A 26,392-nucleotide genomic window follows, 5' to 3' on the forward strand; every position below is an offset into this window, starting at 1 on the left:
GGCTCCTAGTTCATCAGGGCGAACACTGCGCCCATCGCGGTCATGCCCAGCACGAAGTGCCCTGCATCGATAAGGAAGAGCGCGCCGCTCTTGCGAAGATAAAGGTAATTGATCCCGATGGCAGGGATCATCACGCCCAGAGCAAAACCGACCGAGATCATCATGATCGCCCGGTCGCTGGCTCCGGTCATCGCGAACTGGTGGGCAAGCACGGTCGCTATCAGCAGTTCGAACAGCAGGGTCAGGCCGAATATTTTCAGCATGTTGCCGGACCGGACCTCGGCATCGTCCAGCCCCGCGGCCTTCTGCCATACCTTCCCGAACAGCACACCGTACCAGAGCGCGCCGACGACGAAGAACGCCAGCCCGGCCAGAATGATCGTGAAGAGGCTGGTATCGCCCATGATATGCCTTCCTGCTCGTGCAATCGCCTGCCCTATAGCGCGTGCGCCCTTGCAGGTGTAGGGGCGCTGGCATCATGAGCAATGCCACCCCCGTTTCCCCGACCATCCTGCCCGACGCCAGGAAAGTCGGCATGGTGTCCCTCGGCTGCCCCAAGGCGCTGGTCGATTCCGAACGCATCCTGACTCGCCTGCGCGCCGATGGCTACGCGATGAGCGCCGATTACGCGGGCGCCGACGTCGTGCTGGTCAACACCTGCGGATTCCTCGACTCTGCCAAGGAAGAAAGCCTGCAGGCCATAGGCGAAGCGATTGCGGAAAACGGCCGCGTCATCGTGACCGGGTGTATGGGCGACGAGGCAGACGCCATCCGCGCCGCCCATCCGCAGGTCCTGGCCGTAACGGGCGCCCACCAGTACGAACAGGTGGTGGAGGCCGTGCACGAACACGCCCCGCCCGGCCAGGGGCCCTATGTCGACCTGATCCCGCAGCCCGATGTCAAGCTGACGCCGCGCCATTACAGCTATCTGAAGATCAGCGAAGGCTGCAATCACTCCTGCGCCTTCTGCATCATCCCGGACCTGCGCGGGAAACTGGTCAGCCGCCGGATCGATGCCGTCCTGCGCGAGGCCGAGAAGCTGGTCGCGGCCGGGACGCGGGAATTGCTGGTCATCAGCCAGGACACCTCTGCCTATGGCGTCGATACGCGCCACGAGGTGCGAAGCTGGAAGGGGCGCGAGCCCCGCGCCCACATGACCGATCTGGCACGCGAACTGGGGCAACTTGACACAGGTGACGGGACGCCGCCCTGGGTGCGGCTGCATTACGTATACCCCTACCCCCATGTCGATGCTGTCATCCCGCTGATGGCGGAAGGTCTGCTGACACCCTATCTCGATATCCCGTTCCAACATGCGAGCCCGTCCGTCCTGAAGCGCATGAAGCGCCCCGCCAACGAGGCGAAGGTGCTGAAACGCCTGAAGGGCTGGCGGGATATCTGCCCCGATATTGCCGTGCGCTCCAGCTTCGTCGTGGGCTTCCCCGGCGAGACGGAAGACGATTTCCAATACCTGTGCGACTGGCTGGAAGAAGCGCAGCTCGACCGGGTGGGCGCGTTCCGCTTCGAACCGGTCGAAGGCGCGCAGGCCAATGCCCTGCCGGATCCTGTGCCCGAAACGCTGAAGGAAGAACGCTACGCCCGGCTGATGGAACTGACCGCGCGGATCAGTGCGGAAAAGCTGGCGGCCAAGGTCGGGCGCACGCTGCCCGTCATCATCGACGAGGTGGGCGAGCCGGACGAGGATGGCGATATCGGCGCCACGGGCCGCAGCCAGGCCGATGCGCCGGAAATCGACGGCCAGGTCTTCCTGCGTAATGTCACCGCCGACCTGTCGGCCGGGGATGTTCTCGATGTGCGGATCGAGGACGCCGATGCGCACGACCTGTTCGCAGTTCCGGTGCAGGCGGACTAGGCCGGTCTACAAACCCCGCGCGATGGCAGCGACCCGGCCGAGGACCGCGTCGGTCTGGTCCTGCATCACGAAACTGCCCGCATCGGCTATGAACTCCGGCGCGCCGAAGCCGAAATGCGTGCAGGCGCGGACCGCCTCGGCGCGGGCGATGGTCGCATCCTCTTCGCCATACAGCATGTGGACCGGGACGGTGATCCCGCTGCACAACCTGCTCCAGTCGGCAGACCAGGTCACCATCGTCTCCGCCGTGCCCACGAACCGCCCGCGCACGACATAGGTGGCCGCGCTTCGCAGCATCTGGACCATGCCGGGCCGCTGGATGGCTGAAAGCTCGCGCGGGCAGCCCTGGTAAAATTCTTCCACGAAGCGGTGAAACTCGCCCGTCCCGATGGTCGCCAGCATGGCGCGCTGGTATACCTTGGCAAAGGTCGGGGCGAGCCGCACCAGCCTGATCTGCCGGCGATGGGTCGGCCTGAGCGATGCCATCGCAATCTTATCGAAGATCGGCAGGAAAGCCCCGATGCCGATGGCCGCGTCGATCATGGCGGGCTGTCTCTGCGCGAAGGCGAACATGTATGGCGCGCCCGCATGGGTAGTGATCGCCGTGCAGCGGTCCACCCCAAGATGCCGCAGGAAAGCCGGCAGACGATCGGCGAACTCCTCTGCCGCTGCCAGTCCATGGGCCGCAGCCGTGGTCGCGCCATGATGCGGCCGCCACGGAGCGATAATGCGCAAGCCGTGGCGGCGGGCCGCATTGGCCTCTTCGGGCGTCAGCAGTGCGCCTTCGATCGGGTGGAAGAACAGCACCGGGTGGCCGGTGGGATCGCCATGCTCTTCCCACGCGATGCAGCCGCCCTGTTCCTCTTCATAATGCAGGCGGCAATGATGCGTCTCGATGCCGGGCCGCTCCGCCGGGATTTCCAGCGAATGGACGAAACCTGCGTAGAGCAGCAGCAGCTCTTCCTTGGAATTGACCGACAGTTTTCGCTGCAGGGCCTTCATCTGGTTGCGCGCCGTCCCAAGCGACCGCCCGCGCAGTTCGGCAAATTCGCGCACCGTCCCGCCCGACACCATGTGCCGGACCAGCGCGACCTCCGTCTCGGTCAGGCGCAGCGCCTCGCTGAAGGCCTTGCCGCTCCGCTCGCTCCAGCGGAGGCGCACGGCATCGAAAGCGACCAGCGCGCCTGCATCCCCCTGCTCCAGCCGCGCAGCGAACCACCAGCCCTTCTCGTCTTCTTCCGAAGTGTAGAAATGGAAGAACCCGCCGAACCCTTCCTCGTCCGCGCCTGCGCCTGAAAACAGGTCGGCCAGCCGCTGGCGATCGGCCCGTTCGCTTCCCGGTTCGAACAGCCATTCGGGCAGTTCCCCGCCAGGCGCGACATCGTCTGCTGCGAAGACCCCGGTATTGCACTGCGCGATCCGGAATGCAGGCCCGATCGCCAGGTCGCATGTGAGCGTTTCCGCCTTGCGCGTGTTCAGGAAGCTGTGGTCGATCCGGTCGTTGGGATAGACATTGTCGAGGATTTCCGCCGCATTGGCGAAATGGCGTTCGGCCCGGTCGCCCAGATCGCCCGACGCGTTTTCGAACGCGCTTAAATCTTCCAGGATGTCGACGAAGACATCGGGCCGGGCTATCGCGCTGTATGCGCGCGCGACGATGGATTCCAGATCCGGCTCTTGCCCCGCCACCGTCAACGCCCCGCTCTCAATGCTCTGTCCGCGACCGGCTTACGCTGCGCCCGGAAAACCTCAAGGGGGAGGCCATGTGGCAAGAGGGCGCGCCCGGCAGGCGCGCCCTCCTCTATGGCAGGATGCCCGGGGCATTGCCCCATGGTCATTTCACGCAATATTTGCCGCTGGTCTTGAGACCTGTCGGGCAGTCGCCGTCGCGCACTTCGGCATAGTCGCCGCTGTCGCCGACGCAGTATTTCGCCGAGGATTTGAAGCCGCTGGGGCATGAGCCGATTTTGGTGATGGCAACCTTCCCGCCGGTCGAGACACAGGACGATCCCTTCGACTTGAAGCCAGTGGGACACGACCCGTCACGGTCGACTTCCGTGCCGCTCGACTGGGCCATTGCCGTCTGCGGCATGGTCCCGATGGCAAGGGCAGCGGCGAAAGCGGGTATGAGAAACTTCATGGTGTTTTCCTTCGATTGTGATGATGGGGTGGCCCCGCCCGCCGTGGAGGCGGGGCCTGGACAGGAGGCCTGAACATGGGGTCTGCTCCGAACGCCCAGGTCAGGCGCGCAGCCGGTACACTTGGAAATACCGTCCGCGCGCCCGGTAGGACCGGAAGGGATCAGACCCCGGCGCTACCCCCTGTCTGTTTCGTGACGGACGTGCGAAGCGTGCGACGCGCAATTCATCAGGTGCGACGCGTGCGACGCGCAAATCATCAGGTGCGGCCGGCGCTCAAGCGCCAGTGGAACCCGACCAGGCTGGTGCCCGTTTTGCGGTTGTAGAACTGGCAATAATAATCACGGCCCGATTCCTGGTGGTAATCGTGCATCGTGAAAGAAATGGCGGTCTTGCCGCGCTGCTTGAGCTTCTTTTGATAGGCCGTCTGCCGGTCGCGGTTGCTGCCCGTCGCGCATTCGGCGATCCCTTCCGAATTGCCACAATGCAAGAGCATGTTGCGGCCCTTCACGCTGTTCATCGCCGGCTCGAGGGTGATCTGGTCCCACGGTTCGCCCGTCAGGGAATCGAGGCACTGCATGTCCCAGTCGTCGCTATTGCCCATGGCCTTGTACTGCTGCTCGTCCACCTCGAAATAGATCGAGTCATAGGTTCCCATCGAGGGCAGGATGCAGCCGTCGCTTACCGCCGCAGGCTGCCTGTTGATGAGGCCGGTCCGCTTCTGCATGCTGATGCCTTCCTGGTAGGTATATTCGCCCAGCCGTCCCATCATGACGTTGGTCAGTTCCAGAGTGGAGCATTTCGTCATGGCCGTGTATTTCGCCGGCGCGGGCCCGGCGCGTCCACCGTGCCCCTTGCCCTTGGCCGTGCAGGCAGAGGCGCTGGAACTGCCGCTGTGCGAGGAGAAGCAGCCGCCACCGCTGCTTGAACCGGCCGATCCGGCGATACCGCGCAGCACGCTGCGGCCCTTCGTACGCTCCGCATCCTCGACCGCGTCCTTCACGCGCTTGGCATCCCTTGCGGTCTGCTCGACCGAGCGGGCGGCCTTCTTCAGCTTGTCGAACGGGCCGGCCTGGGCCTCGGCAGGCATGATTGAGATGAGCGTCATGCCGGTCGCTGCGAGAATGAGGTTCTTCATGATCGTGATCCCTTGCACATCGTGTGTCGGTGCAAGCGGAGTATGCCGGCCGGCTGAGTGCCTGAATGTCCCACATGGTACAAATGGCAGGGTTTTTTCGTATCCTGCGTTCTGCGCCCGCAACGTAAGCGGTTTTCACGCGTTGGTGCCCCATGCCCTTCAAGATCAACGCCAGCTTCGCATTCGAGGCCAAGCAACCGACCGATGTCCTCCTCCAGTTCGAGGCGGCGGCGATCCCCGAACAGCGTTTCCTCTCGACCGATACCTGGCTGACGAAAAGCGAACAGTTCGCCCGCGTACCGGCGCAGGAAAATATCGGGGAACGCATCTGGGTCCGGGCCGAAGGGCACTTCAAGGTAGACTATACGTGCGAGATCGAGGTGGACCGCATGTTGACCGAGATCGAGCCGCTGCGACAGATGGACGCGCACGACCTGCCGGGCGAGACGGTGCAGTACCTGTTCGACAGCCGATACTGCCAGGGCGACCGGTTCCAGTCCTTCGTGGATGCCGAATTCGGCGACCTCGTCGGCGGGAAACGCATCATGGCGATGCACGACTGGGTGGCCGATCATTTCAGCTACGTCCCCGGGGCCAGCGGCCCGCAAACGACTGCGCTCGACAGTTTCGTGGAGCGGCGCGGTATCTGCCGCGACTATGCCCATGTGATGGTCACCCTCGCACGGGCCAGCGGCATCCCTGCCCGTTTCGTCAGCTGCTTCGCGCCCGGCGTGAACCCGCCCGATTTTCACGCCGTTGCAGAGGTCTTTCTCGAAGACACGACCACGCCGGGCGGCGGGGCGTGGTACCTTGTCGATGCGACCGGCATGGCAACCCCATCCGACATCGTGAAGATCGGGGTGGGACGCGATGCCGCCGATGTCAGCTTCATGACGAGCTTCGGGCTGACCGATTTCCTCGAGAAAACGATCAGCGTCGAAGAGACGAACAAGGAATAGCGGCGCGCCGCCGAAGGCAGCTCCGGCGGCGAATAGCTATGCGGCAGGCTGGTCGATCCTTTCAGGCACTGGTATCGCTGCTGCCATGAACACGCCCAGCACCACGCAAGATATCGGCGCCCTGATGCGCGCTGCTCCGGTCATTCCCGTCATCGTGATCGACGATGTGAAGCAGGCCGTCCCGCTGGCCGAAGCCCTGGTCAAGGGCGGCCTCCCGGTCCTGGAAGTGACATTGCGGACCGACGCGGCGCTGGACGCGATCGCGGCGATGAAGACGGTCGAGGGCGCGATTGTCGGCGCAGGCACGGTGACCGGACAGGCCGACCTCGCAGCCGCGCTCGATGCGGGAAGCGAGTTCATCGTTTCTCCGGGGCTGACCGAACCGCTGGCAAAGGCCGCCATCCGTGAAGGCGTGCCGTTCCTGCCGGGCGTGTCGAGCGCCGGCGACATCATGCGCGGGCTCGACCTCGGGCTCGATCATTTCAAGTTCTTTCCGGCCATGGCGTCGGGTGGCCTCCCGGCGCTCAAGGCGCTCGCCGCGCCGTTCCATGCCTGCAAATTCTGTCCCACGGGCGGCATCGGTCCCGACAATGTCGAGGAATGGCTGGCCTTCGATCCGGTGCTTTGCGTCGGCGGCAGCTGGGTCGCCTCGCTGACGTCCGCTGCCGGTTCGGTCGACTACATCGCCATCGCGGAAACGGCGCGCAGGGCCTCGATGCTGGGCAAATGAGGCAGTGACGCGTCGCCGCGCGCGGCGTTAAGAACTCGCCGTGGCGCGTCTCTTTGCGGGACGGGGCAATTCGCCCCATTGGCAAAGAGCGGGTTCAGGGCGCATACCGCATTTCATGAACCCGATGCTCAAATGGATTGGCGGTGCGACCGCCGCGACGCTGCTGGTCTTTGGCGGGGCGACCCTCGCCAGCACCATGCTGGATTCACAGGCTGCCACCGGCGCTGGCGACAGTGAAGATGCGGCAATGGACGCGGTGACCGCGATCGACCGCGCAATACCAGTCGACGAAGCGAAGCTCGACGGCAGCGATGTCTCGGCGCAGGCGCTGTCCAGCGAAACCGTCCCGTCAAACGCCGCTTCGGGCCCTTCCGGGCAGGCCGATGGCGAAGCCCGGTTGCAGCAGGCATCGGCCAGCGACGTAAAGGACGACGATTTCGTCGTGAAGAGCATTCTGCCAATCGACGGCCCGATCAAGTATGGCGAATACCACTGGGATGCCAGCCGCGCGCCTGCCGATGGCAAGCTGGTAATGACGGTCGACTTGCAGGCCCGCGTGATCTCCGTCTTCAAGGGCGGGCACGAGATCGGCGCTTCGGCTGTCCTGCTGGGCACGGACAAGCATCCCACCCCGCTCGGCACGTTTCCGATCCGCTACAAGATGCGTCACAACGTGTCGGAGAAATACAACAATGCGCCCATGCCCTATTCGATGTTCCTGACCACGGACGGCATTGCGCTGCACGGCTCGGATGTCGAGAACGGCTATGCCAGCCACGGCTGTGTCGGCATGCCGGACGAGTTCGCGGCGAAGGTCTTCGCCCTTGCGAAGAAGGGCGACAAGGTCATCATCACCGATGGCGAGACGCTGGAAATGGGCGAGCAAATCCTCTGAATGAAGCGCTAGCCCGCTACTCTGTCCTTCGGGGCGGCTCCCGTTCGAATTTCCACGCATCGACGCTGTCGCCGGGCGCTCCGGAATAGAGCGCCCGCTTTGCAGCCACGCCGCCGAGCGAACCGGCACCGTGCGCGTATAACCGCTCCACCAAGCGTGCCGTTGCCGATCCACGTGCGCTTGCGCCGAACGAGCGCAATATCCGCTGCACGACCTCGATCTCGACCGCGCGCGGATGATCGAATTCGAACCAGACAATACCATCGTCCCGATCGGCATCCTGCCTGTGAACGCAGTCGCGCCACGCTTGTGCGACCGCATCTTCGATGACCGGTTCGGCATCCTGCAGGTTGCGCGCACTCATCGCGATCGCCAGGGGGTCGAGCCACGGGAGGCCCGCCAGCGCCTTGCGGACCTGTACACGGTCGAAACGCTCGTCCTCGTTGGACGGGTCGCGTACCGGCGTCAGTCCGCATTCGGCCACGATCCCGGCGAGTTCGTCCCGCCGCCAGTGAAGCAATGGCCGCACGACCAGATATTCCTGCGCCCCGGAAGGTAGGGGTCTGACCGAGCGCGCCCTGATTCCGGCCAGCCCGGCCAATCCGCTGCCGCGGTTCAGCCGCATGAGGACCGTTTCCGCCTGGTCGTCGGCATGGTGCGCCGTCGCAATCGCATCGATACCCCGGGATGCGAAATGCTGCGCCAGCGCGTCATAGCGCGCCTGCCGCGCACGGTCCTGCAAATTGCCGGGGCCGACGTCGACGGTCAGAACGCCGCACGGAATGTCCAGAGTCTCGCAGACCTGCGCCACGAACGCGGCCTCGCTCGCGCTTTCCGCGCGCAGTCCGTGATCGACGCTGGCGACCTCTATTCGCCCGGGCAGGGCAGCATGGGCCAGAACCAGAAGAGCAAGGCTGTCCGGCCCGCCCGATACGGCGAGGCCGAGGCGGCGGTCCTCTCCATCGGGGCCGTGCCCTTCCTCCCACACGCGCAGCAGGTCGGCGCGAAACCGCGCGATCAGTTCGGTGGGAGGGGCCTTCAGGTCAATTGGTGCAGGTTACCTTGGCGCGGTTCGCTTCGTACTGCGATTGCAGCCGGCCGGCCGCAACCGCCGGATAGGTCTCGCCGAACTCGGCGAGAGCGATGCAGGCCCGGTCCGTATCCCTGAGCGCAATCATCGATTCCGCGAGATAAAGCAGGCTGTCCGGCGAGCGTGCCGCATTGCGGTCCGCCTGGTAGTTGTTGAGGAACCACGGCGCCGCTTCGCGCGCCTTGCCATCGTCGAGATAGGCACGGCCCAGCAGGTTGCGGCCATAGGTCGCGCGCCAGTGGTCGGGGTACTGCTCGACGAACAGGGTCAGCTGCTGCTGAGCCTCCGGATAATAGCCGGCATCCCACAGGCGGAAGCCGTAGGAATATTCATCGTCTCCGGCATCGTCCGTCTTGGGCTTCGCAATGGCCTGGACCGCCGCCAGACGCTGGCTGCTGGGTCCGCTGGCCGCAGGTGCCGGACGTGCAGGCTGCGACGACGCGCCGCCGGTCATGGCGGTCAGGTTGTTGGCCGTGGTGGTCGAAGCTTGGCTTGGGGAGGACGCGGCGGGCGTCGGGGTCGGGGTCGGGGCCGAAGCGAGGGTCGGCGCAGCGCCGCTCTGCTCGAGCGCGGCCATGCGGGTGGTCAGGCCCTGCAACGTATTGGCGTTGACCTCGACCTGCCCGGTCAATGTCTGCAGCGATGCCTCCATCGCATCGAGCCGGGCGAGGATATCGGTCAGGGCCGTGGTCGAAGGAGTTCCCGCCGTGACAGTAGTCCCCTGCGACGTTCCGCCGATTTCGGGTTCGAAATACCGGCCGTCACCGCCAGGGAAGACCCGGCGTTGCAGGGCGCTCACCTCTGCTTCCAGCTTGCGAATACGCTGCTGTTCGTCGCTCTGCGCGAGCGCGGGTGCGGCGGGCAGCAGGAGCCCTGCCACGATAGCGGCAGAGATCACGTTGCGGGCGCGGGTCGTCATGGTCAGGCTCCTGTCGATTTTCGGGTCAACATGGCGCATCGCGGTCGAACCGCGAATGAACAGCCACGCACCATCGGTTGGCAGGCTTAAGCGCAGTGGCGCGCATGTCCACATTGCGAGGCCGGTTTTTCGGGGAAATGCCCCAATGCGCTGTTGGTCCGCTCGCGGCGTCAGCCGGCGGTCGTGTCTGCATTGGCAGCTTCGGCATCGCCGGCAGCATCGGTGCCGCTGTCCGGCGCCCGGCCGCGTGCAAGCAGGGCCTCGGCGGAAACCGGTACGTCCTTCATGATCTCGTCTTCTTCGGACAGCTTGGGCACTTCCTGCCCGCCGACCGTGATGGCGAGGGCAAACGGGCGGCCGGTCCAGATCTGCGGACCATCCGCATCCGCCGGAACGGTATAGGTCTCGCCTTCGGACATCTGCTTCTGCATCAGCTGGTCGCCATTCGCATCGTAGAACTTGACCCAGGTATCGTCCTGCAGCGCGGTGAAGACCACCGGACCGCCGGTCGGACCGTCTGCGGCCGCGGCATCGCCTTCGCCCCGCGCAGCCAGCCTTTCCTCCAGCGCTTTTGCTGCGGCTTCGCGCTGCTGTTCGGCCGTCAGGATCGAACCCGGACCGGAACCGGCAATGAAATAGGTGCGGTAGAACAGGAAACCGCCCGACAGCAGAAGGACCAGGGCCAGCGCGGACAGCAGGACCAGTCCGCGCGACGGTACGCGCGCAGGGTCGCCCGGCTCGAACTTGCCATCACGGTCGGCGCGCCGTTCCGACGGGTCTTCCGCCCCCAGCTCTTGCCGCACCTGATCGACGATCTCGCGGGAATCGAGGCCGACCTGCTTGGCATAGGTGCGAGCAAAGCCGACGGCATAGGTACGCGCAGGGAGATTGGCGAATTCGCCGGTCTCGATCGTCTCGAGATGCCGCTGCGGAATGCGCGTCTCGCTCGACAGCTGTTCGAGCGACATTCCGCGCGCCTCGCGGGCAGCCTTCAGCCGTCCGCCCGCCGTTCGCGGAGCGGTCTCCTCTACATGCGCGGCTTCACCGTCAAACTCGCTGTCCGGCGCCGACATGTCGTGCGCCCCCTCGTCATTCTCTACCATGATTTCCCATCGACCCGTTTTCTTAACCCTCTTTTTCCGCCCTGAGAGGGTCTCGTGTCAAGCGCGCGAACAGCCGGAAACCGTGGTTTCATCGGCCTGATGCCTCGTGTGGCCGCGAAGCCATAAAGGCGCGCGGCGCGTAAGTGGCTCAGTCGACGTCTATTTCGCGTTCTTCGGCCCAGGCAGTCAGGGCCTCGCGGATGGACGCAGGAGGATGCAGGAGCCAGCCGTTCATGGCCTCCTCGATCTCGCCCAGGTCCACGCGGCGGATCAGTTCCTTGATCGGGCCGACGGAAACGGGCGTAATCGACAGGCGGCGATACCCCAGCCCGAGCAGCGCCAGGGCTTCCAGGCGGCGTCCGCCCATTTCCCCGCAGACGCCTACATCGACCGGATGGCCAAGGGTCGATCTTGCGATTCTCTGCAGGAAACGAAGGATCGACGGGCTGAGCCAGTCGTATCGCTCGGCCAGCTTCGGATTGGACCGGTCGGCTGCGAACAGGAACTGGGTCAAATCGTTGGTCCCGACCGACAGGAAGGAAAGCTTCGGCATCAGCAGGTCGAGCACCTCGGCCAGCGAGGGAACCTCCAGCATTGCGCCGTAACTGATGCTTTCCGGCAGGACTTTCTTCTGGCTCCTGAGGAATGCGAGCTGGTTTTCGAACACGTCCTTTGCCGCGTCGAATTCCCACGGTTCGGACACCATCGGGAACATGACCGAAAGCGGCCTGCCCGCACTTGCCTCCAGCAAAGCGCGCGCCTGCGCCTTCAGCAGGCCTTCGCGGTCGAGCGCGAGGCGAAGCGCGCGCCAGCCCATCGCCGGGTTCTCGTCCCCCTCGATCGTTTCATCCGCGAGATAGGGCACGGCCTTGTCGCCGCCGATATCGACCGTCCGGAAGATGACCGGCTTGCCCCCGGCGGCATCCATCACGTCCTTGTAAAGGCGGGTCTGCCGCTCGCGCTGGGGCAGGGTTGCGGAGACGAGGAACTGGAATTCGGTACGGAACAGCCCGACCCCGTCCGCACCGACGAGGGGCAGGTTCGCCATGTCGTCGCGCAGACCGGCATTCATCATCACCTGTATGCGCGTCCCGCACCGCGTAAACGGTTCGACATCGCGCATCTCTGCATACGCCGCCTGTTTCTGGCGGGTCCTGGCGAAGCGTGTTTCGAACGCCTCGAGCAGGGAGGGTGCCGGCCGGACATGAACCTTGCCCGCATTGGCATCGACCAGCACGTGATCGCCTTCCGCGACCATGCCGCGCAGGCTGCGGGTACGGCCAAGGACCGGGATACCCATGGCCCGTGCCACGATGACCACGTGCGCGGTCAGGGATCCTTCCTCCAGCACGACGCCTTTCAGTCGCCTCTGGTCGTATTCCAGCAATTCGGCCGGTCCCAGATTGCGTGCGATAAGGATAGCATCCTTGCGCAGGCCCTGCGTCGCCGCCGTGCCAAGCTGGCCCGACACGATCCGCAGCAGCCGGTTGGACAGGTCCTCCAGGTCGTGCATCCGGTCGGCCAGCAGCGGATCGTCGATCTCGCGCATCCGCATCCGGGTTCGCTGCTGCACGCGCTCGATCGCCGCCTCGGCGGTCAGGCCGCTGTCGATCGCCTCGTTGATGCGGCGGCTCCAGCCCTCGTCATAGGCGAACATCTTGTAGGTCTGGAGCACTTCCTCATGCTCCGTCCCTGCGCCGAATTCGACATCGCGCGCCATGCCGTCGATCTGGTCGCGCATCTTGGCAAAGGCGCGGTAGACGCGCTGCCGCTCGACCTCGATATCCTCCGCCACCACCTGGTCGATGGTGACCCGGGGCTGGTGGAACACGGCCATGCCGGCGGCCAGCCCCTTCACCAGCGTCAGTCCATCGATCGTCTGCGGCCCGGTCGGCTTGTCGTCGAGATCGGCCACCGCCTCCCCGTCGACCAGTTCGGCATTGGCGATCAGTTCGGACAGGACCATGGCGGTGGTCTGCAGCGCCTCGATCTCGACCTCTTCATAGCGGCGGGGATCGACATGCTGCACGTTGATCGCCCCCACCGCGCGTTCGCGGTAGACGATCGGGACCCCGGCGAAGGAATGGAATTTCTCCTCCCCCGTTTCCGGCCGGTACTGGAAGTCTGGATGCGCCGTCGCCTCTGCCAGGTTCAGCGTCTCGTTGTTCGCAACCAGCGTGCCGGTCAGGCCTTCGCCCATGGCCATGCGGGTGACATGGACGGCTTCCTTGTTCAGACCCTCGGTCGCGAACAGTTCCAGCATCCCCTCCCGCAGGAGGTAGATCGAGCAGACCTCGCTATCCAGAGCCTCTCCGACGATCTTCACCACGCGATCCAGCTTGCCCTGCGCATGCATGCGCGAGGCCATGACTTCATGGAGGCTGGTCAGTATTTCCCGGGCGGATGCAGCTGCTGTCATGGGACAAAGTCCCTAGACCATGGGACTGCATATGGGAAACGGCTCTTGGCTCCGGACAGGATAGAAAAACAGCCGATGCCTGGCAGAGACGCGGCGCTCCCTATTGCGCGGCGATCTCTTCCTTTATTCGCAGCTTTCGGCGCTTGAGCGTCTGGATCGTCGTTTCGTCAGGCGCCGGTCGGTTCATTTCTGCTGCGATGGCCGCTTCGAGGCCGGCATGCTTGGACTGAAGGGCGTTGACGTGGGACGATGCCATAGAAGTGCTCTCCTCATGTGAAAGCGACTCGCCCGGTCGCGGGCGGGCCGCGTTTCGATAATGAACCACAAAACATGGTGCATGCGAAGTCCTGACAAATCCCTATGCGACGGGTAAGGCCGGACGCGCGACGAATTGAGACGCGGCCAGACAAGGGATTTTCTCCAGCCATGACCGAAGCGGAACTGCGCAAGCGGCTGGAAACATTGAGGACGGAGCACCGAGACCTCGATGCCGCTATCAACGCGTTGACGGAAACGGGCTCGACCGACCAGCTCCAGATCGCGCGGCTGAAAAAACGCAAGCTGCAATTGCGGGACCAGATCGGCATGGTCGAGGACGAACTGATTCCCGATATCATCGCCTGAAACTGTCCCGAAACAGGACACCCGTTGTTCCGGTACGGGATAGTGCGAATCTGCCTCTTCCCGGCCCGGTCCGGCGAGTCTAGCCCGGCATGACCATGGGGCACACGGCAGACATGAACCCGGCCATAATCGAGGCACTGTACGGCGAAGCATTGCTTCTTGCCGACGATGTTCGCGCCGCCTTCGACCTCGCACCGGCGAAGGAGACGGGGCTGCCCCGCGACCACTGGCGGATTGCCCTGTCGGCGGAAGGGCTGAAGGCGACCACCCGCGTGATGCATGTCCTGGCATGGCTGCTGAACCAGCGCGCCTATCTGAAGGGCGACATGACGGAATTCCAGCTCAAGCGGACGGGACAGCTGCCACCCGACCGTGCGCCCGATTCGGAATCGCTGATGATGCTGGAGCCGATGACGCGGGAGCTAATCGTCGATACGCAGCGCCTGCACACACGGGTGGCCCGACTGGATGCCGCGTGGCGCGCCGAAAACGGCGGGGAAGGCAGCGCCGTTCACAGGCTGCGCGAGCGTCTCGGCAGGGCAGTCGAGGGGCTCTGACCCCTGCCACCAGCTTCCTGGCGCAGGTGTCAGGCTGCCGAGAGCGCGCGCCTCCACCTCGCAAGACGCGCCCCGCGAATATCCTGTTCCATGTCCGGCTCGAACACGGTCAGCCCGCCCCGCATGGCTTTTGCTGCGGATGGCAAGTCAGGATGCAGTCCTGCACCGACCGAGGCGGCGATGGCCGCACCAAGGGCCGTCGTCTCGACGAAATCCGGACGCTCGACCGCCAGTTGCAGCATGTTCGCAAGGTCCTGCGCCATCCAGTTGTTGACGCTCATCCCGCCATCGATCCTTAGCGTCTTCCAGTGTGCGCCATCGGCCGCAAAAGCTTCGGCCAGATCGTGCGTCTGATGCGCCATCGCCTCCAGCGCGGCGCGGGCGATCTGCGGCTTGCCGCTATTGAAGCTGAGGCCTGCGATCACGCCCCGCGCTTCGGCGCGCCAGTGCGGCGCGCCCAACCCGGCGAGCGCAGGCACGATCACGACCTCCCCGCTATCCTCGACCGACCGGGCCAGCGCCTCGGTCTCCGCCGCCGACCCGATGATGCCGAGAGAGTCGCGCAGCCATTGGACGAGGCTGCCGGCTACGAAAACCGATCCCTCGATGGCGTAGGTCCGCGTCCCGTCCTGCTGATACAGAACGGTGCCCAGAAGCCGGTGCTGCGAACGGGGCAATGCCGTACCATTATTGGCGAGGATGAAGGCGCCGGTGCCATAGGTCGCCTTCGTCTCGCCGGGGGCGAAGCAGCCCTGGCCGATAGTGGCCGATTGCTGGTCCCCCACCAAGCCGGTGATGGGAATGGCCCTGCCAAAATGGTCGGGCGACGTCTCGGCAAGACGACCCTGCGTATCGGTAACCTCGCCCAGTGTGCCGGCCGGCACGCCAAGCAGGTCGCACAGTCCGTCATCGAACCCCTGCCCATCGAGGGCAAGCAGCATCGTGCGGCTGGCATTGCTGGCATCGGTCAGATGCGCCCCGCCAGACAGGCGCGCGACCAGCCAGCTCTCCACCGTGCCGAAGGCCAGCCGCCCCGCGCGCGCCGCATCGGCGACCCCCGGTTCGTTGTCGATCAGCCAGCGCATCTTCGTGCCGGAAAAATACGGGTCGAGCAGGAGGCCGGTCGCGTCCTGCACGGCCTCTTCGTGCCCCGCGTCTTTCAATTCCTCGCAAAAGCGCGCGGTCCGGCGGTCCTGCCACACGATTGCGCGCGACAATGGCTCCAGCGTCGTGCGATCCCACGCCACGACCGTCTCGCGCTGGTTCGTGATGCCGATGCAGGCAATCCGGTCGACGCCCGCCCTTGTCACCAGTTCCTGCGCGCAGGCCAGGGTCCGCTCCCATATCTCCGCCGCATCGTGTTCGACCCAGCCGGGCCGCGGGTAATGCTGCGTCAGGTCCTTCTGGGCCGTGCCCTGCACGCGTCCGGCCAGGTCGAACAGGATTGCCCGCGTGGACGTGGTGCCTTCGTCCAGAACGAGGATGAGGTCGGCCAAATTGTCTCTCCCGTAACAGGTGCGCAGCGCGGCCATCGCAGGCCCGCGTCGCAGTCGGAGGCGTGGACATGGCGCACCCGTGCCCCCATATGCAAGGCCATGGCTGAAATCCCGCCCCGACCGTGGCCGACCGGCAAGGTCGAGCGTCCTGAACCCCTCGTCGCCCGGGTCCTTGCACCCAACCCGTCGCCCTACACTTTCACCGGCACCCAGACCTATATCGTCGGGACCGGCGATGCGGTCGCCGTCATCGATCCCGGGCCGGACGATGCGGATCACATTGCCGCCATCATGGAAGGTGTGGGGGATGCGACAATCGCCGCCATCATGTGCACGCACACCCACCGCGACCATTCGCCCGCCGCAGCGCCGCTGGCGAGGGAAACCGGTGCGCCGGTCGTGGGCTGCGCGCCGCTGGTGCTGGCCGATAACGGCCCGCGCGCCGACGAGAGCTTCGATACCACCTACATGCCCGACCGGGTGCTGGAGGATGGCGAGGCCATGACCGGGCCGGGCTGGACCCTGCGGGCGATCCACACGCCCGGACACACCTCCAACCATTTGTGCTTTGCGCTAGAGGAAACGGGCGCGCTGTTCACCGGCGATCATGTCATGGGCTGGTCGACCAGCGTCGTCGTCCCGCCGGACGGTGACATGGGCGATTACATGAAAAGCCTGGAAAAACTGTATGCCCGGACCGAGGACGGGACCGACCGCGTCTATTATTCGGCCCACGGTGCCCCGATCGAAAAACCGCGCCAGCTGGTGCGCGGCATGATCGGCCATCGCCGCCAGCGAGAGAACCAGATCATGCGGCTGGTGACCGAGAAACAGCGCACGCTGCCGGAATTCATTCCGCTGATGTACAAGGGTCTGGACCCCCTCCTCGACAAGGCTGCCCAGATGAGCGTGCATGCCCATCTCATCGATCTGGAACGCAGGGGGATGGTCGTCCGTTCAGGCGACATATGGCAGACCGTTTGAAGACCGAAGACCGCAGCGCACAAAGCAGTGCGGAGACACTCGTGCCCAAGGCGGAGCGGCAGAAGTCGCTCGCCCGGGTCCAGGGCGTCCCATGGCTTATCGTAATCCTGCTGCTCGCAGCCGTTGCATGGCTGGGATACCGCGCCTTCATTTACCAGGAAGAAGGCGATCCCGTCGGCAGCGCCATGCTCGCTTTCGAGAAACAGAACTCGCTTACCGTATTCAGTTCGCGGTTCGAGGTCGTTGCGGAAAGCGAGGACCAACGCGGCGTTTTCGGCGTTCCGATCCTGCAATCGAGGCAGGCAGCCATCGTCCCGGCCAGCGTCGAATACCGGCTGGACCTGTCGGAGATGGACCGCGGCGACTTCGTCTGGGACGAGGCAGCGGAAACACTGACCGTCACCCTGCCACAGATCCAGACCAGCACACCCAATATCGACGAAGGCAGCGCGCGTGTTTTTACCGAAGGCGCGTGGGTCACGCGCGACGCCTCGACAGACCTCGCCCGCAACAATTCGCGGCAGGCGGAACGCAAGGCGACGGCCTTCGCGAAAAACCCCGAAATCCTGGCCCTTGCGCGCCAGTCGGCCAAGGATGCGGTGCGGCAAAACCTCGCCATCCCTCTGCAGGTTGCAGGGTATGGCGACGTGACGGTCAATGTGCGTTTTGCCGATGAGGTAAACGCAGCCAGCTGACGCCCTGCGCCAGCCTCTCCCAAAGGCCGGGGGTTGCCCATGGGGGCGCAAACCTGCCATCAGGGCCCCGATATCCGGCACGGCGCGCTGCGGCGCTCGGCACGGTCGCAGCCAGTTGCCATCCCGGCGGCGTGCGCGCGCAACGGGGAAGAGGACACAACTTGACACAGACACCGGCAAACGCCGCCGCCAGCAAGGACGGCATGGAACCGCCTCTGTGCGAATTGCCCATCACGATCGCCGATGGCGGTTTCTACCACGGCTTCAACAAGCTGGTCAGCGTCTCCTCGAAAGTCATCGTCAGCGCCCTGATCCTCTGGACGATCCTGTTTCCCGTGCAGGCTGGCGAGACGCTGGCAGAGGCAAATGCGACGCTGATCCGCGAATTCGCCGGGTGGTACGTATATCTCGTGGCATTCGTCATGCTGGTGGCGCTGGTGCTTGCACTGTTGCCGCAGTCGGGCTCGCTCAGGCTCGGCGCCCCGGGGGAAGAACCGGAATTCAGCCGATTCTCGTGGTTCGCCATGCTGTTCGGCGCAGGCATTGGCGTCGGGATGCTGACCTATTCCACCGGTGAGCCCTTGGCGCATTTCGCCGCCAATCCCGACACGATCCGCGGCGTGGTCGATCCCGTCACGGCCGAAACGGTCAGTTCCGCCTATCGCTACACCTTCCTCCATTGGGGTTTTGCCGCTTGGGCGACCTACGCGCTGGTCGGGCTGGCCGTGGGCTATGTCGCCTATCGCCGGGGCCTTCCGCTGACGATCCGGTCCAGCCTCGCACCTCTGTTCGGCCTGAGGATGTCCGGTTTCTGGGGCCACCTCGTCGACCTGGTGGCGGTGGTCGCGACCGTGCTGGGCGTGGCCGTGACCATGAGCTTCGGGGTCGAGCAATTTGTTGCCGGGCTGAACCGACTGGGCATGGGAGACTGGCTGTTGAACGATGCCGGCACAGCCTCTGCCGCGGCCATCGTGATTGCCCTCGTCGTGCTGGTCGGCGCATCGACCCTGTCCGCGATTTCGGGTGTCGGGCGCGGGATCAAGTGGCTGTCCAATCTCAACATGGCGCTCAGTGTGCTGCTGCTCGCCGTGTTCCTCCTTTTCGGCATCGGCCTTGGCGGCATCACCCTGCTGCTGACATCGATCGAGAATTACCTGCTGTCGCTCCCCGCCGATGCGCTGACGCTCTACACGGCGGACGGGACGCAGACCGGCGACGCGCTGGCGCAGTGGCAGCTCGACTGGTCGGTGTTCTACTGGGCGTGGTGGATCGCCTTTGCGCCCTTTGTCGGGATGTTCATCGCCCGCGTGTCGCGCGGCCGCACGATCCGCGAATACGTGCTGGGCGTCGTGCTCGTGCCCTCGCTCATGTGCTTCATCTGGATGGCGCTGGCCGGCGGGACCTCTATCGAGCTGGTGCTGGATGGAAGCGATGGCGGTGCGATCATGGCAGCCAATATCTCCGACCAGCTTTACGCGACGCTCGACGCGATGTTCGACAGCGGGATTGCGGCCGTCCTGTCCGGACTGGTGGTGGTGCTGCTGACGACGTACCTCATCACGTCCGCCGACAGCGCGATCCTGATCGTGAACACGATCAACGGGGCCGGCAACGATACCGGCGGCGACAATGAAAAGGGGGCCGAGCGCCGCCATCATATCCTGTTCTGGGGCGCGGCCATCGCCCTCGTCGTCGGCAGCATGCTGATACTGGGCGGCACGGATGCCATCCAGATCACGATGATCCTGGGTGCGCTGCCGTTCTCGCTGGTCGTCGCGCTGATGGCGGTATCGATCCTGAAGGCGGTGATCTTCGATGTCCGGCGCAAGCGCGACGGCGTGGAAACCCATTGTCCCGTCATTCTCGCCGACGCGGCGGCCAAGGCCGACGGCAACGCGACCTGAACTTTCGGCCATAGTGGCACGAAGGTCACAGGTTTCGACCGATTCCGGAATTTGCCCGGGGCTACTGTGGCCAGCCCGCCACACGCTTGTTACGCGATTTCGGCACGAGGCCCGCTGAGTACGTTTCTCGCAGGCCCGACCTTGGCCCGATCCGGGGCCTATTCTCTGGTGCGGCGGCACCGCAATAATCCGACCCGAAGGGGGAAACATCGATGAAATCTCTGCGTACCAGCGTATCGCTGGGCGTGTTGGCGGCTGTGACCGCTACGCCCGTATTCGCCCAGGACACCGCTTCACCGGCCCAGCCGGCTGCCCGTCAGGGCGGTGTCCAGACGATCGTCGTGACCGCGACGAAGCGCAGCGAAGACCTGCAGGACGTCGCCATCTCGGTTAACGCCATCGGCGCGGAAGCGCTGGACGAACTGGGCGTCGCCACGTTCGACGATTATCTCGAGCAGCTGCCGTCGGTAACGGCCGGTGGTTCGGGCCCGGGCCAGAGCACGATCTACGTCCGCGGCCTCGCCTCGACCACGCCGAACCTCACCACGGCAGGCGTTGCCGGCCTCGCGCCGAACGTCGCGCTGTATCTCGACGACCAGCCGTTGGCGCAGCCCGGCCGTAACCTCGACATCTACGCCGCCGACCTGGAACGTATCGAAGTCCTCGCCGGTCCGCAGGGCACGCTGTTCGGTGCCAGTTCGCAGGCAGGCGTTGTCCGCCTCATCACCGCCAAGCCTTCGCTCAGCGGTTTTGATGCAGGGTTCGACGTGGAAACGTCCTTCACCAAGGGCGGCGAGACCAGCTACAAGGCGGAAGCCATGGTCAACGTGCCGGTCACGAACACCATTGCAACCCGCTTCGTCGCCTATCTGGACGACCAGGGCGGCTACATCGACAATGTCCGCGGCGTTCGTAACCTGCGCGACAGTGCGCGTTTCCGCCCCGCCGGAACCGTCCGTTCGAACGGCGTGCCGGTCAACGCCCTGCGCGGCGGTTTCCAGGCCGGACAGGACCTGTCGGACGTCACCTTCCTCAACACCCGCAATGACGGCCTGGTCGAGGAAAACTTCAACGACACGCAATATGCCGGTTTCCGTGCCAGCGCGCGCTGGGAAATGACGCCGGACTGGCAGCTGACCGTCAGCCATGCGCGCCAGAGCGTCGAGAGCGACGGCGTCTTCTTCGCCGATCCGAACCTGAACGGCCTCGACGATCTCGAAATCCAGCGTTTCGAAGACGACCGCCTGGAAGACGATTTCTCGAACACCAGCTGGACGGTCGAAGGCCGCCTCGCCATGCTCGACGTCGTCTATACCGGAGCCTACACCGACCGCGAGACGCAGCAGCGCGTGGACTACACCGACTATCTCTTCGTCGGCCAGTACCTGCCCTATTACATCTGCGACGGCTCGGTGACCTATCCGGGCAGCGCCGATCCGGCCGGCACCTGCCAGCCGCCGAACCTGTACGTGACCTCGGACAGCGAAACGACCGTGTTCACGCAGGAACTGCGCTTCAACACCCCGGCCGAAGAGCGCTTCCGCGTGACCGCCGGTGCGTTCTATTCCGACCTGGAACTGAAGGAGCGCAACGACTTCAACTATCCGGGCAATGTCGCCGCGGCCCCGTTCGGCCCGTTCAAGCCGAACTTCCCGCAGGACGGCTTCACCACCGATCCGGGCCCGTTCCCGCAGGACACCATCTTCCGTAACGACATCCGCCGTACGGACGAGCAGTTCGGCATCTTCGGCGAAGCCAGCTTCGACGTCGTGCCCGACCTGCTGACGCTGACCTTCGGCGCGCGCTACTACAACATCGAAGTCGATTTCGAAGGCAGCGCCAACGGTTCGTTCTGCAACAGCTTCAGCGCGGTCGACCAGGATGCCTTCGGCACCGACCTCAACGACCTGTATGACGGCGACGGCCAGTACACCTTCATCGGTAGCTGCAACCCGGCGCTGCGCCAGACGTTCAACCAGGGCGACACGCTGGCCGATATCCAGGCTGCTGGTCTCTCCGCAGGCCAGGCACAGCAGGTCTTCAACGCCCTGCAGGCACCCGACGTCGCAAAGGCCGAAGGCGCGATCTACAAGGGCACGGTCACGCTGACCCCGACGCCTGATACGCTGTTCTATGCGACTTATTCGGAAGGCTTCCGTCCCGGCCTGCTGAACCGTCCCGGCGGCGCGACCAACGGGGCGGGCTTCACCGTCCCGTTCGAGCTGGAGACCGACGAGGTCAAGAACTACGAACTGGGTGCGAAGCTCGACCTTCTGGACGGCCAGCTGCGCTTCAACGCATCGGCGTTCTATGTCGACATCAGCCGCCTGCAGACGACGATCTTCGATCCCAGCATCACCAACCTGTTCTTCAGCGACAATGCTGCGGATGCGGAGATCAAGGGCGTCGAGGGTGAATTCACCGTGGCCCCCTATTCGGTGCCGGGCCTGACGCTGACCGGCGCGTTCAGCTTCCTCGATACCGAGATTACCGAGGTCCTGACCCCGACCACCGACGTCATCGTGGGCAGCGAGCTGGCCTACGCGCCCAGCTTCCAGGGCAATGCCCGCGCGCGCTACGAATGGATGTCGGGCGATCTCGACTACTTCGTGCAGGGGCAAGCCACCCACTCGTCCAGCAAGAACACGGACATCATCACCATTAACACGATCGAGCTCGACAGCTACACGACCTTCGGGTTCTCGCTGGGTGTCCAGAAGGATGAATGGTCGATCGAACTGTTCGGCGAAAACGTGACGGACGAGCGGGCAGAGATTGCCGGCAATTACGTCAACGATCGCGAGCGTATCACGACGAACCGTCCGGCGACCTTCGGTATCCGCGTCGGCTTCGACTACTAGGCAGGGCCGGCCGCGCTTTTGGCGCGGCAGCACACAGGCGGCGGGCAGGCTTCGGGCCTCGCCCGCCGTTTTGCGTTTGGCGGCAATTCTGGCACGGGAGCCTGCATGGAAAAGAGCGATGAATTGAAGGCATCGGCGCAGTCGGCGTTGCAGGGCGGGGATTTCGCCAGGGGACGCGATCTCGCCCTGAAAGCCCTGGAAAGCGCGCCGGACGACCAGGAAGCGCTCTACATGGCGGCGGTCGCGCATCGTTATTGCAGGGAATACGACAAAGCGGATGCCGTGCTCTCGCACCTTCATGCCGTCTCACCGGAATTCGGCCGTGCGTGGCAGGAAACCGGCCACCTGCTGCGCGACAGGGGTGACGGAGATGCAGCCGTCGCGGCCTATGCGCGGGCGGTAAAGTTCAATCCCGCGCTGGAGGCAAGCTGGCGTGCGCAGGCCGATCTGCTGGCCTCGGCGGGCCGCACTGCAGAAGCGAACGCCGCGATGCAGCAGAGCCAGCGCCTGCGCGCCCTCCCCCGCGAACTGGTCGCGGTTACCAACCACCTGCACGAGGGCCGCGTGCTGCGGGCAGAGCAGATCTGCCGCGCCTTCCTGCTGGAGCATCCGCGCAATGTCGAGGGAATGCGCCTTCTCGCCCAGATCGGCATCAAGCTGGGTATTCTCGACGATGCGGAATTCCTGCTGGAAAGCGCCGTTTCGTTCGAGCCGGACAATGTGCAGCTACGGCTCGATTACATGGACGCGCTGCGACGCCGCCAGAAGTTTGCCCGCGCCCGCGAGGAGGCGGAGGCGCTCTATGCACGCGATCCGGACAGCCCCCTGTTCCAGTCGCATCTGGCCGTGGAGAGCATGCAGACCGGCGATTACGAGCGGGCCTTTTCCCTGTTCGACCGCGTGCTGGAAAAGCTTCCCAGCGACCCCGCCACGCTGACCAGCCGCGGCCATGCGCTCAAGACCACGGGCAGGACCGAAGAGGCGGTCGACAGCTACCGCGCGGCTTTCGCAGCGAAGCCCGATCACGGCGATGCGTGGTACGCGCTGGCCAATCTCAAGACCTATCGCTTCACGGATGACGAGATGGCGGCGATGCGGGAGCAGGCCGCGCGGGCCGACCTCGCCTTCATGGACCGGGTCCACCTGTCTTTCGCCCTGGGCAAGGCGCTGGAGGACCGGGAGGCGTATGAGGAAAGCTTCGGCTTCTACGAACAGGGCAACGCGCTCAAACGCGCGCAGACCCGGTACAGCGCCGACCAGATGAGCGAGGAACTGGCGAAACAGCGCGAAATCTGCACGCGGGATCTGTTCGCGAAGCACGAGGGTTCGGGGCACCCCGCCCCCGACCCGATTTTCATCCTCGGCCTGCCGCGCGCAGGCTCCACCTTGCTGGAGCAGATCCTTGCCAGCCACAGCCAGGTCGACGGTACGCTGGAGTTGCCCAATATCCTCTCGCTCGCCCATCGCCTGCGCGGGCGGAAGGCAGGCCAGTCGCGCTATCCCGAAATCCTGCACGACCTGCCGGGCGAACGTCTTGCCCAGTTCGGCGAGGAATTCATCGAGAACACGCGCGTCCACCGCGCCGGCGCGCCCTTCTTCATCGACAAGATGCCGAACAATTTCCGGCATATCGGCCTCATCCACCTGATCCTGCCCAACGCGACCATCATCGATGCCCGCCGCGACCCGATGGATTGCTGTTTCTCCGGCTTCAAACAGCTGTTCGCGGAAGGGCAGGAGTTCACTTACGGACTGACGGAAGTCGGCCGCTACTACGCCGATTATGTCGAGCTGATGGACCACTGGGACCGTGTGCTGCCGGGCAAGGTCCTGCGCGTGAACCACGAGGACGTGCTGGACGACCTTGAGGGACAGGTACGGCGCATCCTCGATCATTGCGGCCTGCCGTTCGAACAGGCGTGCGTCGAGTTTCACAAGACCGACCGCGCGGTTCGCACGGCGTCGTCGGAACAGGTCCGGCGTCCCATCAACCGCTCCGGCCAGGGCGCATGGAAACCTTACGAGCCGTGGCTGGGCGACCTGAAAGCGGCCCTGCAAGGCGTGGGCGCACAGGCTTGACCGCCGGGTCTCCTGCGGCGTAGCCAGGTCAGCGGGTCGTTCGCTCTGGGGGGAAACATGGCAACGATATCCGAAGATGCGCGCGTAACCGGCCGCGGCGAATTGCACGACACACGGTTCTTCCTGATCATGGCGATCGTCATGTCGGCGATTGTCGTGGCGGGTTTCATCGTCAATCTTGCAGCCGGCCGTTCGAGCTTTGCCGTGCCCCTAGCCTACCACGTACATGGCGCGGTCTTCATGGGCTGGATCGCCCTGTTCCTGGCACAACATGCCACCATCCATTCCGGCGCGAGAGCACTCCATGTCCGGCTGGGCAAGCTGGCCTGGTTCTGGATACCGGCCATGGCCGTCACCGGGACATGGGTGATGTTGGTCGTCGCCCGGCGAACCGGCGGGCCGTTCTTCTTCCACAAGAGCGAGTTCCTGTTCAGCAATCTGGCGGTGCTGTGGTGCTTTGCAGGGCTGGCATGGTGGGCCCTCAGGCGTCGGCGCTATACCGGCTGGCATCGCCGGCTGATGCTTTGCGCGATGGCGGTCCTGATGGGGCCCGGTCTTGGCCGGTTGCTGCCCATGCCGCTGATGATCCCCAATGCGTGGCTGGTGACGCAGGTCGTCACGTTCGCGTTTCCGGTCATCGGAATGATCGCGGACTTGCGCGCCCGAGGCCGCGTGCATCCCGCCTATTTCTGGAGTCTGGGCATCTATGTCGCAGTGTTTGCCGCGTCGATGCTGCTCGCCTATTCGCCGGTCGGGATCGCCCTGACCGAGAGTTTTCTCGCCGGAACCCCGGGCGCCGAGCGTCCGATGGAAGCGTTCCTGCCGCCGGGTTTTGCGATGTAGGCGGAACGCCCTGCCATTGGCGCCCGTTACGTGTATGAAGCGCGCATATCGCGCCACCAGACGGGACACGACATGACTGCACAAACCACGCTGCCCACGGGCGAGGACCTGCTCGCCGAGATCAACCGCCTGCGTAAAGAGAAGAACGCGGTGATCCTGGCGCATTACTACCAGACGCCGGATATCCAGGACCTCGCGGATTTCGTCGGCGACTCTCTCCAGCTGTCGCAGATGGCGGCGGAAACGGACGCCGATGTCATCGCGTTTTGCGGGGTCAAGTTCATGGCCGACACGGCCAAGATCCTGAGCCCGGAAAAGATCGTCGTCCTGCCCGACATGGATGCAGGATGCAGCCTGGAAGACAGCTGCCCGCCGGAGAAATTCAAGGCTTTCCGCGAGAAGCATCCGGATCACATCGCGCTGACCTACATCAATTGCTCGACCGAGGTGAAGGCCCTGTCGGATGTGATCGTGACCAGTTCCAGCGCGGAGACGATCCTCGAGCAGATCCCGAAGGACCAGAAGATCATCTTCGGCCCCGACCGCCATCTGGGCGGTTACCTGTCGCGCAAGTTCGACCGGGAGATGCTGCTGTGGCCAGGCGTTTGCATCGTGCACGAAGCCTTCAGCGAGACGGAGCTCCTGAAGCTCAAGGAACAGCACCCCGGGGCGCCGATCGCGGCCCATCCCGAATGCCCGCCCACCATTGTCGACCATGCCGATTACGTGGGTTCGACCAGCGGCATCCTGCAATTCGCGGAGACTTTCGAAGGCGACACGCTGATCGTCGCGACGGAGCCGCACATCATCCATCAGATGGAAAAGGCGCTGCCGAGCAAGACCTTCATCGGTGCGCCGGGAGCAGACGGGAACTGCAGTTGCAATATCTGCCCGTACATGGCGCTGAACACGATGGAGAAGCTTTACACCTGCCTGCGCGACCTCGAACCGCGGATCGAGATCGAGGAAGGTTTGCGCCTGAAGGCGAAGCGCAGCCTCGACCGGATGCTGGAAATGGCCAGCGGCACGATCGGTCACGGCGATCTGGGCAAGGTGGCCTTCACCGCGGACTGACCTAAACCTGC

Annotated in this window: 24 protein-coding genes; 13 read left to right on the plus strand and 11 right to left on the minus strand. The window is 64.7% G+C overall.

Annotated features, from left to right (window positions below):
- Positions 1-5: 5 nt before the first annotated feature.
- Positions 6-404, minus strand: coding sequence for a DUF1761 domain-containing protein (locus ACGHJ7_RS07735; protein ID WP_390476074.1), 399 nt, complete (start codon positions 402-404; stop codon positions 6-8).
- A 74-nt stretch (positions 405-478) separates the two neighbouring features.
- Here ACGHJ7_RS07735 and rimO point away from each other — a divergent pair, with 74 nt between their 5' ends.
- Positions 479-1,873 carry a 30S ribosomal protein S12 methylthiotransferase RimO gene (gene rimO, locus ACGHJ7_RS07740; RefSeq protein ID WP_390476076.1) on the plus strand — a complete coding sequence of 465 codons (1,395 nt, stop codon included), beginning with the start codon at positions 479-481 and terminating at the stop codon, positions 1,871-1,873.
- A gap of 6 nt (positions 1,874-1,879) precedes the next feature.
- Here rimO and ACGHJ7_RS07745 read toward each other — a convergent pair whose 3' ends face one another.
- The 3 genes from ACGHJ7_RS07745 to ACGHJ7_RS07755 form a co-directional block, all read right to left on the minus strand.
- On the minus strand, positions 1,880-3,562 hold the full coding sequence (locus ACGHJ7_RS07745; RefSeq protein ID WP_390476078.1) for a hypothetical protein: 1,683 nt from the start codon (positions 3,560-3,562) through the stop codon (positions 1,880-1,882).
- 145 nt (positions 3,563-3,707) lie between these two features.
- Complete coding sequence (locus ACGHJ7_RS07750) at positions 3,708-4,013, minus strand: hypothetical protein (protein WP_390476080.1); 306 nt, start codon at positions 4,011-4,013, stop codon at positions 3,708-3,710.
- A gap of 257 nt (positions 4,014-4,270) precedes the next feature.
- Positions 4,271-5,149, minus strand: coding sequence for a hypothetical protein (locus ACGHJ7_RS07755; RefSeq protein ID WP_390476082.1), 879 nt, complete (start codon positions 5,147-5,149; stop codon positions 4,271-4,273).
- A 152-nt stretch (positions 5,150-5,301) separates the two neighbouring features.
- On the opposite strand from ACGHJ7_RS07755, the gene ACGHJ7_RS07760 reads away from it, so the two are divergent.
- The 3 genes from ACGHJ7_RS07760 to ACGHJ7_RS07770 all read left to right on the plus strand — a co-directional run bounded on the left by ACGHJ7_RS07760 (position 5,302) and on the right by ACGHJ7_RS07770 (position 7,733).
- Positions 5,302-6,108: a transglutaminase family protein gene (locus ACGHJ7_RS07760; protein WP_390476084.1), complete on the plus strand. Its 807-nt coding sequence runs from the start codon at positions 5,302-5,304 to the stop codon at positions 6,106-6,108.
- A gap of 85 nt (positions 6,109-6,193) precedes the next feature.
- A complete protein-coding gene (gene eda / locus ACGHJ7_RS07765; RefSeq protein WP_390476085.1) occupies positions 6,194-6,838 on the plus strand; it encodes a bifunctional 4-hydroxy-2-oxoglutarate aldolase/2-dehydro-3-deoxy-phosphogluconate aldolase in 645 nt (214 codons plus the stop codon).
- A 115-nt stretch (positions 6,839-6,953) separates the two neighbouring features.
- The gene (locus tag ACGHJ7_RS07770) at positions 6,954-7,733 is read left to right on the plus strand and encodes a L,D-transpeptidase family protein (protein ID WP_390476088.1); all 780 of its coding nucleotides are present in this window, start codon (positions 6,954-6,956) and stop codon (positions 7,731-7,733) included.
- Between the two features lie 16 nt (positions 7,734-7,749).
- Here ACGHJ7_RS07770 and tilS read toward each other — a convergent pair whose 3' ends face one another.
- From tilS to ACGHJ7_RS07795, 5 genes are all read right to left on the minus strand, one after another.
- On the minus strand, positions 7,750-8,721 hold the full coding sequence (gene tilS / locus ACGHJ7_RS07775; protein ID WP_390476090.1) for a tRNA lysidine(34) synthetase TilS: 972 nt from the start codon (positions 8,719-8,721) through the stop codon (positions 7,750-7,752).
- 55 nt (positions 8,722-8,776) lie between these two features.
- Complete coding sequence (locus ACGHJ7_RS07780; RefSeq protein WP_390476091.1) at positions 8,777-9,742, minus strand: tol-pal system YbgF family protein; 966 nt, start codon at positions 9,740-9,742, stop codon at positions 8,777-8,779.
- Between the two features lie 170 nt (positions 9,743-9,912).
- Positions 9,913-10,845 (minus strand): helix-turn-helix domain-containing protein, encoded by a 933-nt coding sequence (locus ACGHJ7_RS07785; protein ID WP_390476092.1) that lies wholly within the window; start codon positions 10,843-10,845, stop codon positions 9,913-9,915.
- Positions 10,846-10,993: 148 nt separating this feature from the next.
- Entirely contained in the window at positions 10,994-13,264 is a 2,271-nt protein-coding gene (gene ptsP, locus ACGHJ7_RS07790; RefSeq protein WP_390476093.1) for a phosphoenolpyruvate--protein phosphotransferase, read from the minus strand.
- 100 nt (positions 13,265-13,364) lie between these two features.
- Positions 13,365-13,520, minus strand: a complete 156-nt coding sequence (locus tag ACGHJ7_RS07795; protein WP_390476095.1) for a YdcH family protein — start codon at positions 13,518-13,520, stop codon at positions 13,365-13,367.
- A gap of 170 nt (positions 13,521-13,690) precedes the next feature.
- Here ACGHJ7_RS07795 and ACGHJ7_RS07800 point away from each other — a divergent pair, with 170 nt between their 5' ends.
- Positions 13,691-13,888, plus strand: a complete 198-nt coding sequence (locus tag ACGHJ7_RS07800; protein ID WP_390476096.1) for a YdcH family protein — start codon at positions 13,691-13,693, stop codon at positions 13,886-13,888.
- Between the two features lie 89 nt (positions 13,889-13,977).
- Positions 13,978-14,445: a DUF1465 family protein gene (locus ACGHJ7_RS07805; protein WP_390476098.1), complete on the plus strand. Its 468-nt coding sequence runs from the start codon at positions 13,978-13,980 to the stop codon at positions 14,443-14,445.
- Positions 14,446-14,474: 29 nt separating this feature from the next.
- Here the strand turns inward: ACGHJ7_RS07805 and ACGHJ7_RS07810 are convergent, their stop codons facing one another.
- Positions 14,475-15,941: a glycerol kinase gene (locus ACGHJ7_RS07810; protein ID WP_390476100.1), complete on the minus strand. Its 1,467-nt coding sequence runs from the start codon at positions 15,939-15,941 to the stop codon at positions 14,475-14,477.
- 99 nt (positions 15,942-16,040) lie between these two features.
- Between ACGHJ7_RS07810 and ACGHJ7_RS07815 the strand changes: the two genes are divergently transcribed.
- The 5 genes from ACGHJ7_RS07815 to ACGHJ7_RS07835 all read left to right on the plus strand — a co-directional run bounded on the left by ACGHJ7_RS07815 (position 16,041) and on the right by ACGHJ7_RS07835 (position 24,464).
- Positions 16,041-16,925, plus strand: coding sequence for an MBL fold metallo-hydrolase (locus ACGHJ7_RS07815; RefSeq protein ID WP_390476102.1), 885 nt, complete (start codon positions 16,041-16,043; stop codon positions 16,923-16,925).
- Positions 16,910-17,620 (plus strand): DUF4230 domain-containing protein, encoded by a 711-nt coding sequence (locus tag ACGHJ7_RS07820; RefSeq protein ID WP_390476104.1) that lies wholly within the window; start codon positions 16,910-16,912, stop codon positions 17,618-17,620. The genes ACGHJ7_RS07815 and ACGHJ7_RS07820 overlap by 16 nt, the downstream gene beginning before the upstream one ends.
- A 161-nt stretch (positions 17,621-17,781) precedes the next feature.
- On the plus strand, positions 17,782-19,524 hold the full coding sequence (locus tag ACGHJ7_RS07825; protein ID WP_390476105.1) for a BCCT family transporter: 1,743 nt from the start codon (positions 17,782-17,784) through the stop codon (positions 19,522-19,524).
- Positions 19,525-19,736: 212 nt separating this feature from the next.
- On the plus strand, positions 19,737-22,385 hold the full coding sequence (locus tag ACGHJ7_RS07830; RefSeq protein WP_390476107.1) for a TonB-dependent receptor: 2,649 nt from the start codon (positions 19,737-19,739) through the stop codon (positions 22,383-22,385).
- A 105-nt stretch (positions 22,386-22,490) separates the two neighbouring features.
- Positions 22,491-24,464 carry a tetratricopeptide repeat-containing sulfotransferase family protein gene (locus ACGHJ7_RS07835; RefSeq protein WP_390476109.1) on the plus strand — a complete coding sequence of 658 codons (1,974 nt, stop codon included), beginning with the start codon at positions 22,491-22,493 and terminating at the stop codon, positions 24,462-24,464.
- 215 nt (positions 24,465-24,679) lie between these two features.
- Here the strand turns inward: ACGHJ7_RS07835 and ACGHJ7_RS07840 are convergent, their stop codons facing one another.
- Positions 24,680-24,901 carry a hypothetical protein gene (locus tag ACGHJ7_RS07840; RefSeq protein ID WP_390476111.1) on the minus strand — a complete coding sequence of 74 codons (222 nt, stop codon included), beginning with the start codon at positions 24,899-24,901 and terminating at the stop codon, positions 24,680-24,682.
- Between the two features lie 205 nt (positions 24,902-25,106).
- Between ACGHJ7_RS07840 and ACGHJ7_RS07845 the strand changes: the two genes are divergently transcribed.
- Together ACGHJ7_RS07845 and nadA are read left to right on the plus strand one after the other, a co-directional pair.
- A complete protein-coding gene (locus ACGHJ7_RS07845) occupies positions 25,107-25,307 on the plus strand; it encodes a hypothetical protein (RefSeq protein ID WP_390476113.1) in 201 nt (66 codons plus the stop codon).
- Between the two features lie 72 nt (positions 25,308-25,379).
- Positions 25,380-26,381 carry a quinolinate synthase NadA gene (gene nadA / locus ACGHJ7_RS07850; protein ID WP_390476115.1) on the plus strand — a complete coding sequence of 334 codons (1,002 nt, stop codon included), beginning with the start codon at positions 25,380-25,382 and terminating at the stop codon, positions 26,379-26,381.
- Positions 26,382-26,392: the final 11 nt, after the last annotated feature.

It is taken from the genome of Altererythrobacter sp. MTPC7, assembly GCF_042851395.1.
Taxonomy (GTDB): Bacteria; Pseudomonadota; Alphaproteobacteria; order Sphingomonadales; family Sphingomonadaceae; genus CAJXSN01.

Coding starts and splice junctions, on each gene's coding strand:
- rimO (WP_390476076.1), top strand. CDS start 479: ATGAGCAATGCCACCCCCGTTTCCCCGACCATCCTGCCCGACGCCAGG.
- ACGHJ7_RS07760 (WP_390476084.1), top strand. CDS start 5,302: ATGCCCTTCAAGATCAACGCCAGCTTCGCATTCGAGGCCAAGCAACCG.
- ACGHJ7_RS07845 (WP_390476113.1), top strand. CDS start 25,107: ATGATCGCGGACTTGCGCGCCCGAGGCCGCGTGCATCCCGCCTATTTC.
- ACGHJ7_RS07770 (WP_390476088.1), top strand. CDS start 6,954: ATGAACCCGATGCTCAAATGGATTGGCGGTGCGACCGCCGCGACGCTG.
- ACGHJ7_RS07755 (WP_390476082.1), bottom strand. CDS start 5,149: ATGAAGAACCTCATTCTCGCAGCGACCGGCATGACGCTCATCTCAATC.
- ptsP (WP_390476093.1), bottom strand. CDS start 13,264: ATGACAGCAGCTGCATCCGCCCGGGAAATACTGACCAGCCTCCATGAA.
- ACGHJ7_RS07835 (WP_390476109.1), top strand. CDS start 22,491: ATGGAAAAGAGCGATGAATTGAAGGCATCGGCGCAGTCGGCGTTGCAG.
- ACGHJ7_RS07815 (WP_390476102.1), top strand. CDS start 16,041: ATGGCTGAAATCCCGCCCCGACCGTGGCCGACCGGCAAGGTCGAGCGT.
- ACGHJ7_RS07735 (WP_390476074.1), bottom strand. CDS start 404: ATGGGCGATACCAGCCTCTTCACGATCATTCTGGCCGGGCTGGCGTTC.
- ACGHJ7_RS07785 (WP_390476092.1), bottom strand. CDS start 10,845: ATGGTAGAGAATGACGAGGGGGCGCACGACATGTCGGCGCCGGACAGC.
- ACGHJ7_RS07750 (WP_390476080.1), bottom strand. CDS start 4,013: ATGAAGTTTCTCATACCCGCTTTCGCCGCTGCCCTTGCCATCGGGACC.
- ACGHJ7_RS07805 (WP_390476098.1), top strand. CDS start 13,978: ATGACCATGGGGCACACGGCAGACATGAACCCGGCCATAATCGAGGCA.
- ACGHJ7_RS07800 (WP_390476096.1), top strand. CDS start 13,691: ATGACCGAAGCGGAACTGCGCAAGCGGCTGGAAACATTGAGGACGGAG.
- ACGHJ7_RS07795 (WP_390476095.1), bottom strand. CDS start 13,520: ATGGCATCGTCCCACGTCAACGCCCTTCAGTCCAAGCATGCCGGCCTC.
- nadA (WP_390476115.1), top strand. CDS start 25,380: ATGACTGCACAAACCACGCTGCCCACGGGCGAGGACCTGCTCGCCGAG.
- ACGHJ7_RS07780 (WP_390476091.1), bottom strand. CDS start 9,742: ATGACGACCCGCGCCCGCAACGTGATCTCTGCCGCTATCGTGGCAGGG.
- ACGHJ7_RS07820 (WP_390476104.1), top strand. CDS start 16,910: ATGGCAGACCGTTTGAAGACCGAAGACCGCAGCGCACAAAGCAGTGCG.
- eda (WP_390476085.1), top strand. CDS start 6,194: ATGAACACGCCCAGCACCACGCAAGATATCGGCGCCCTGATGCGCGCT.
- ACGHJ7_RS07830 (WP_390476107.1), top strand. CDS start 19,737: ATGAAATCTCTGCGTACCAGCGTATCGCTGGGCGTGTTGGCGGCTGTG.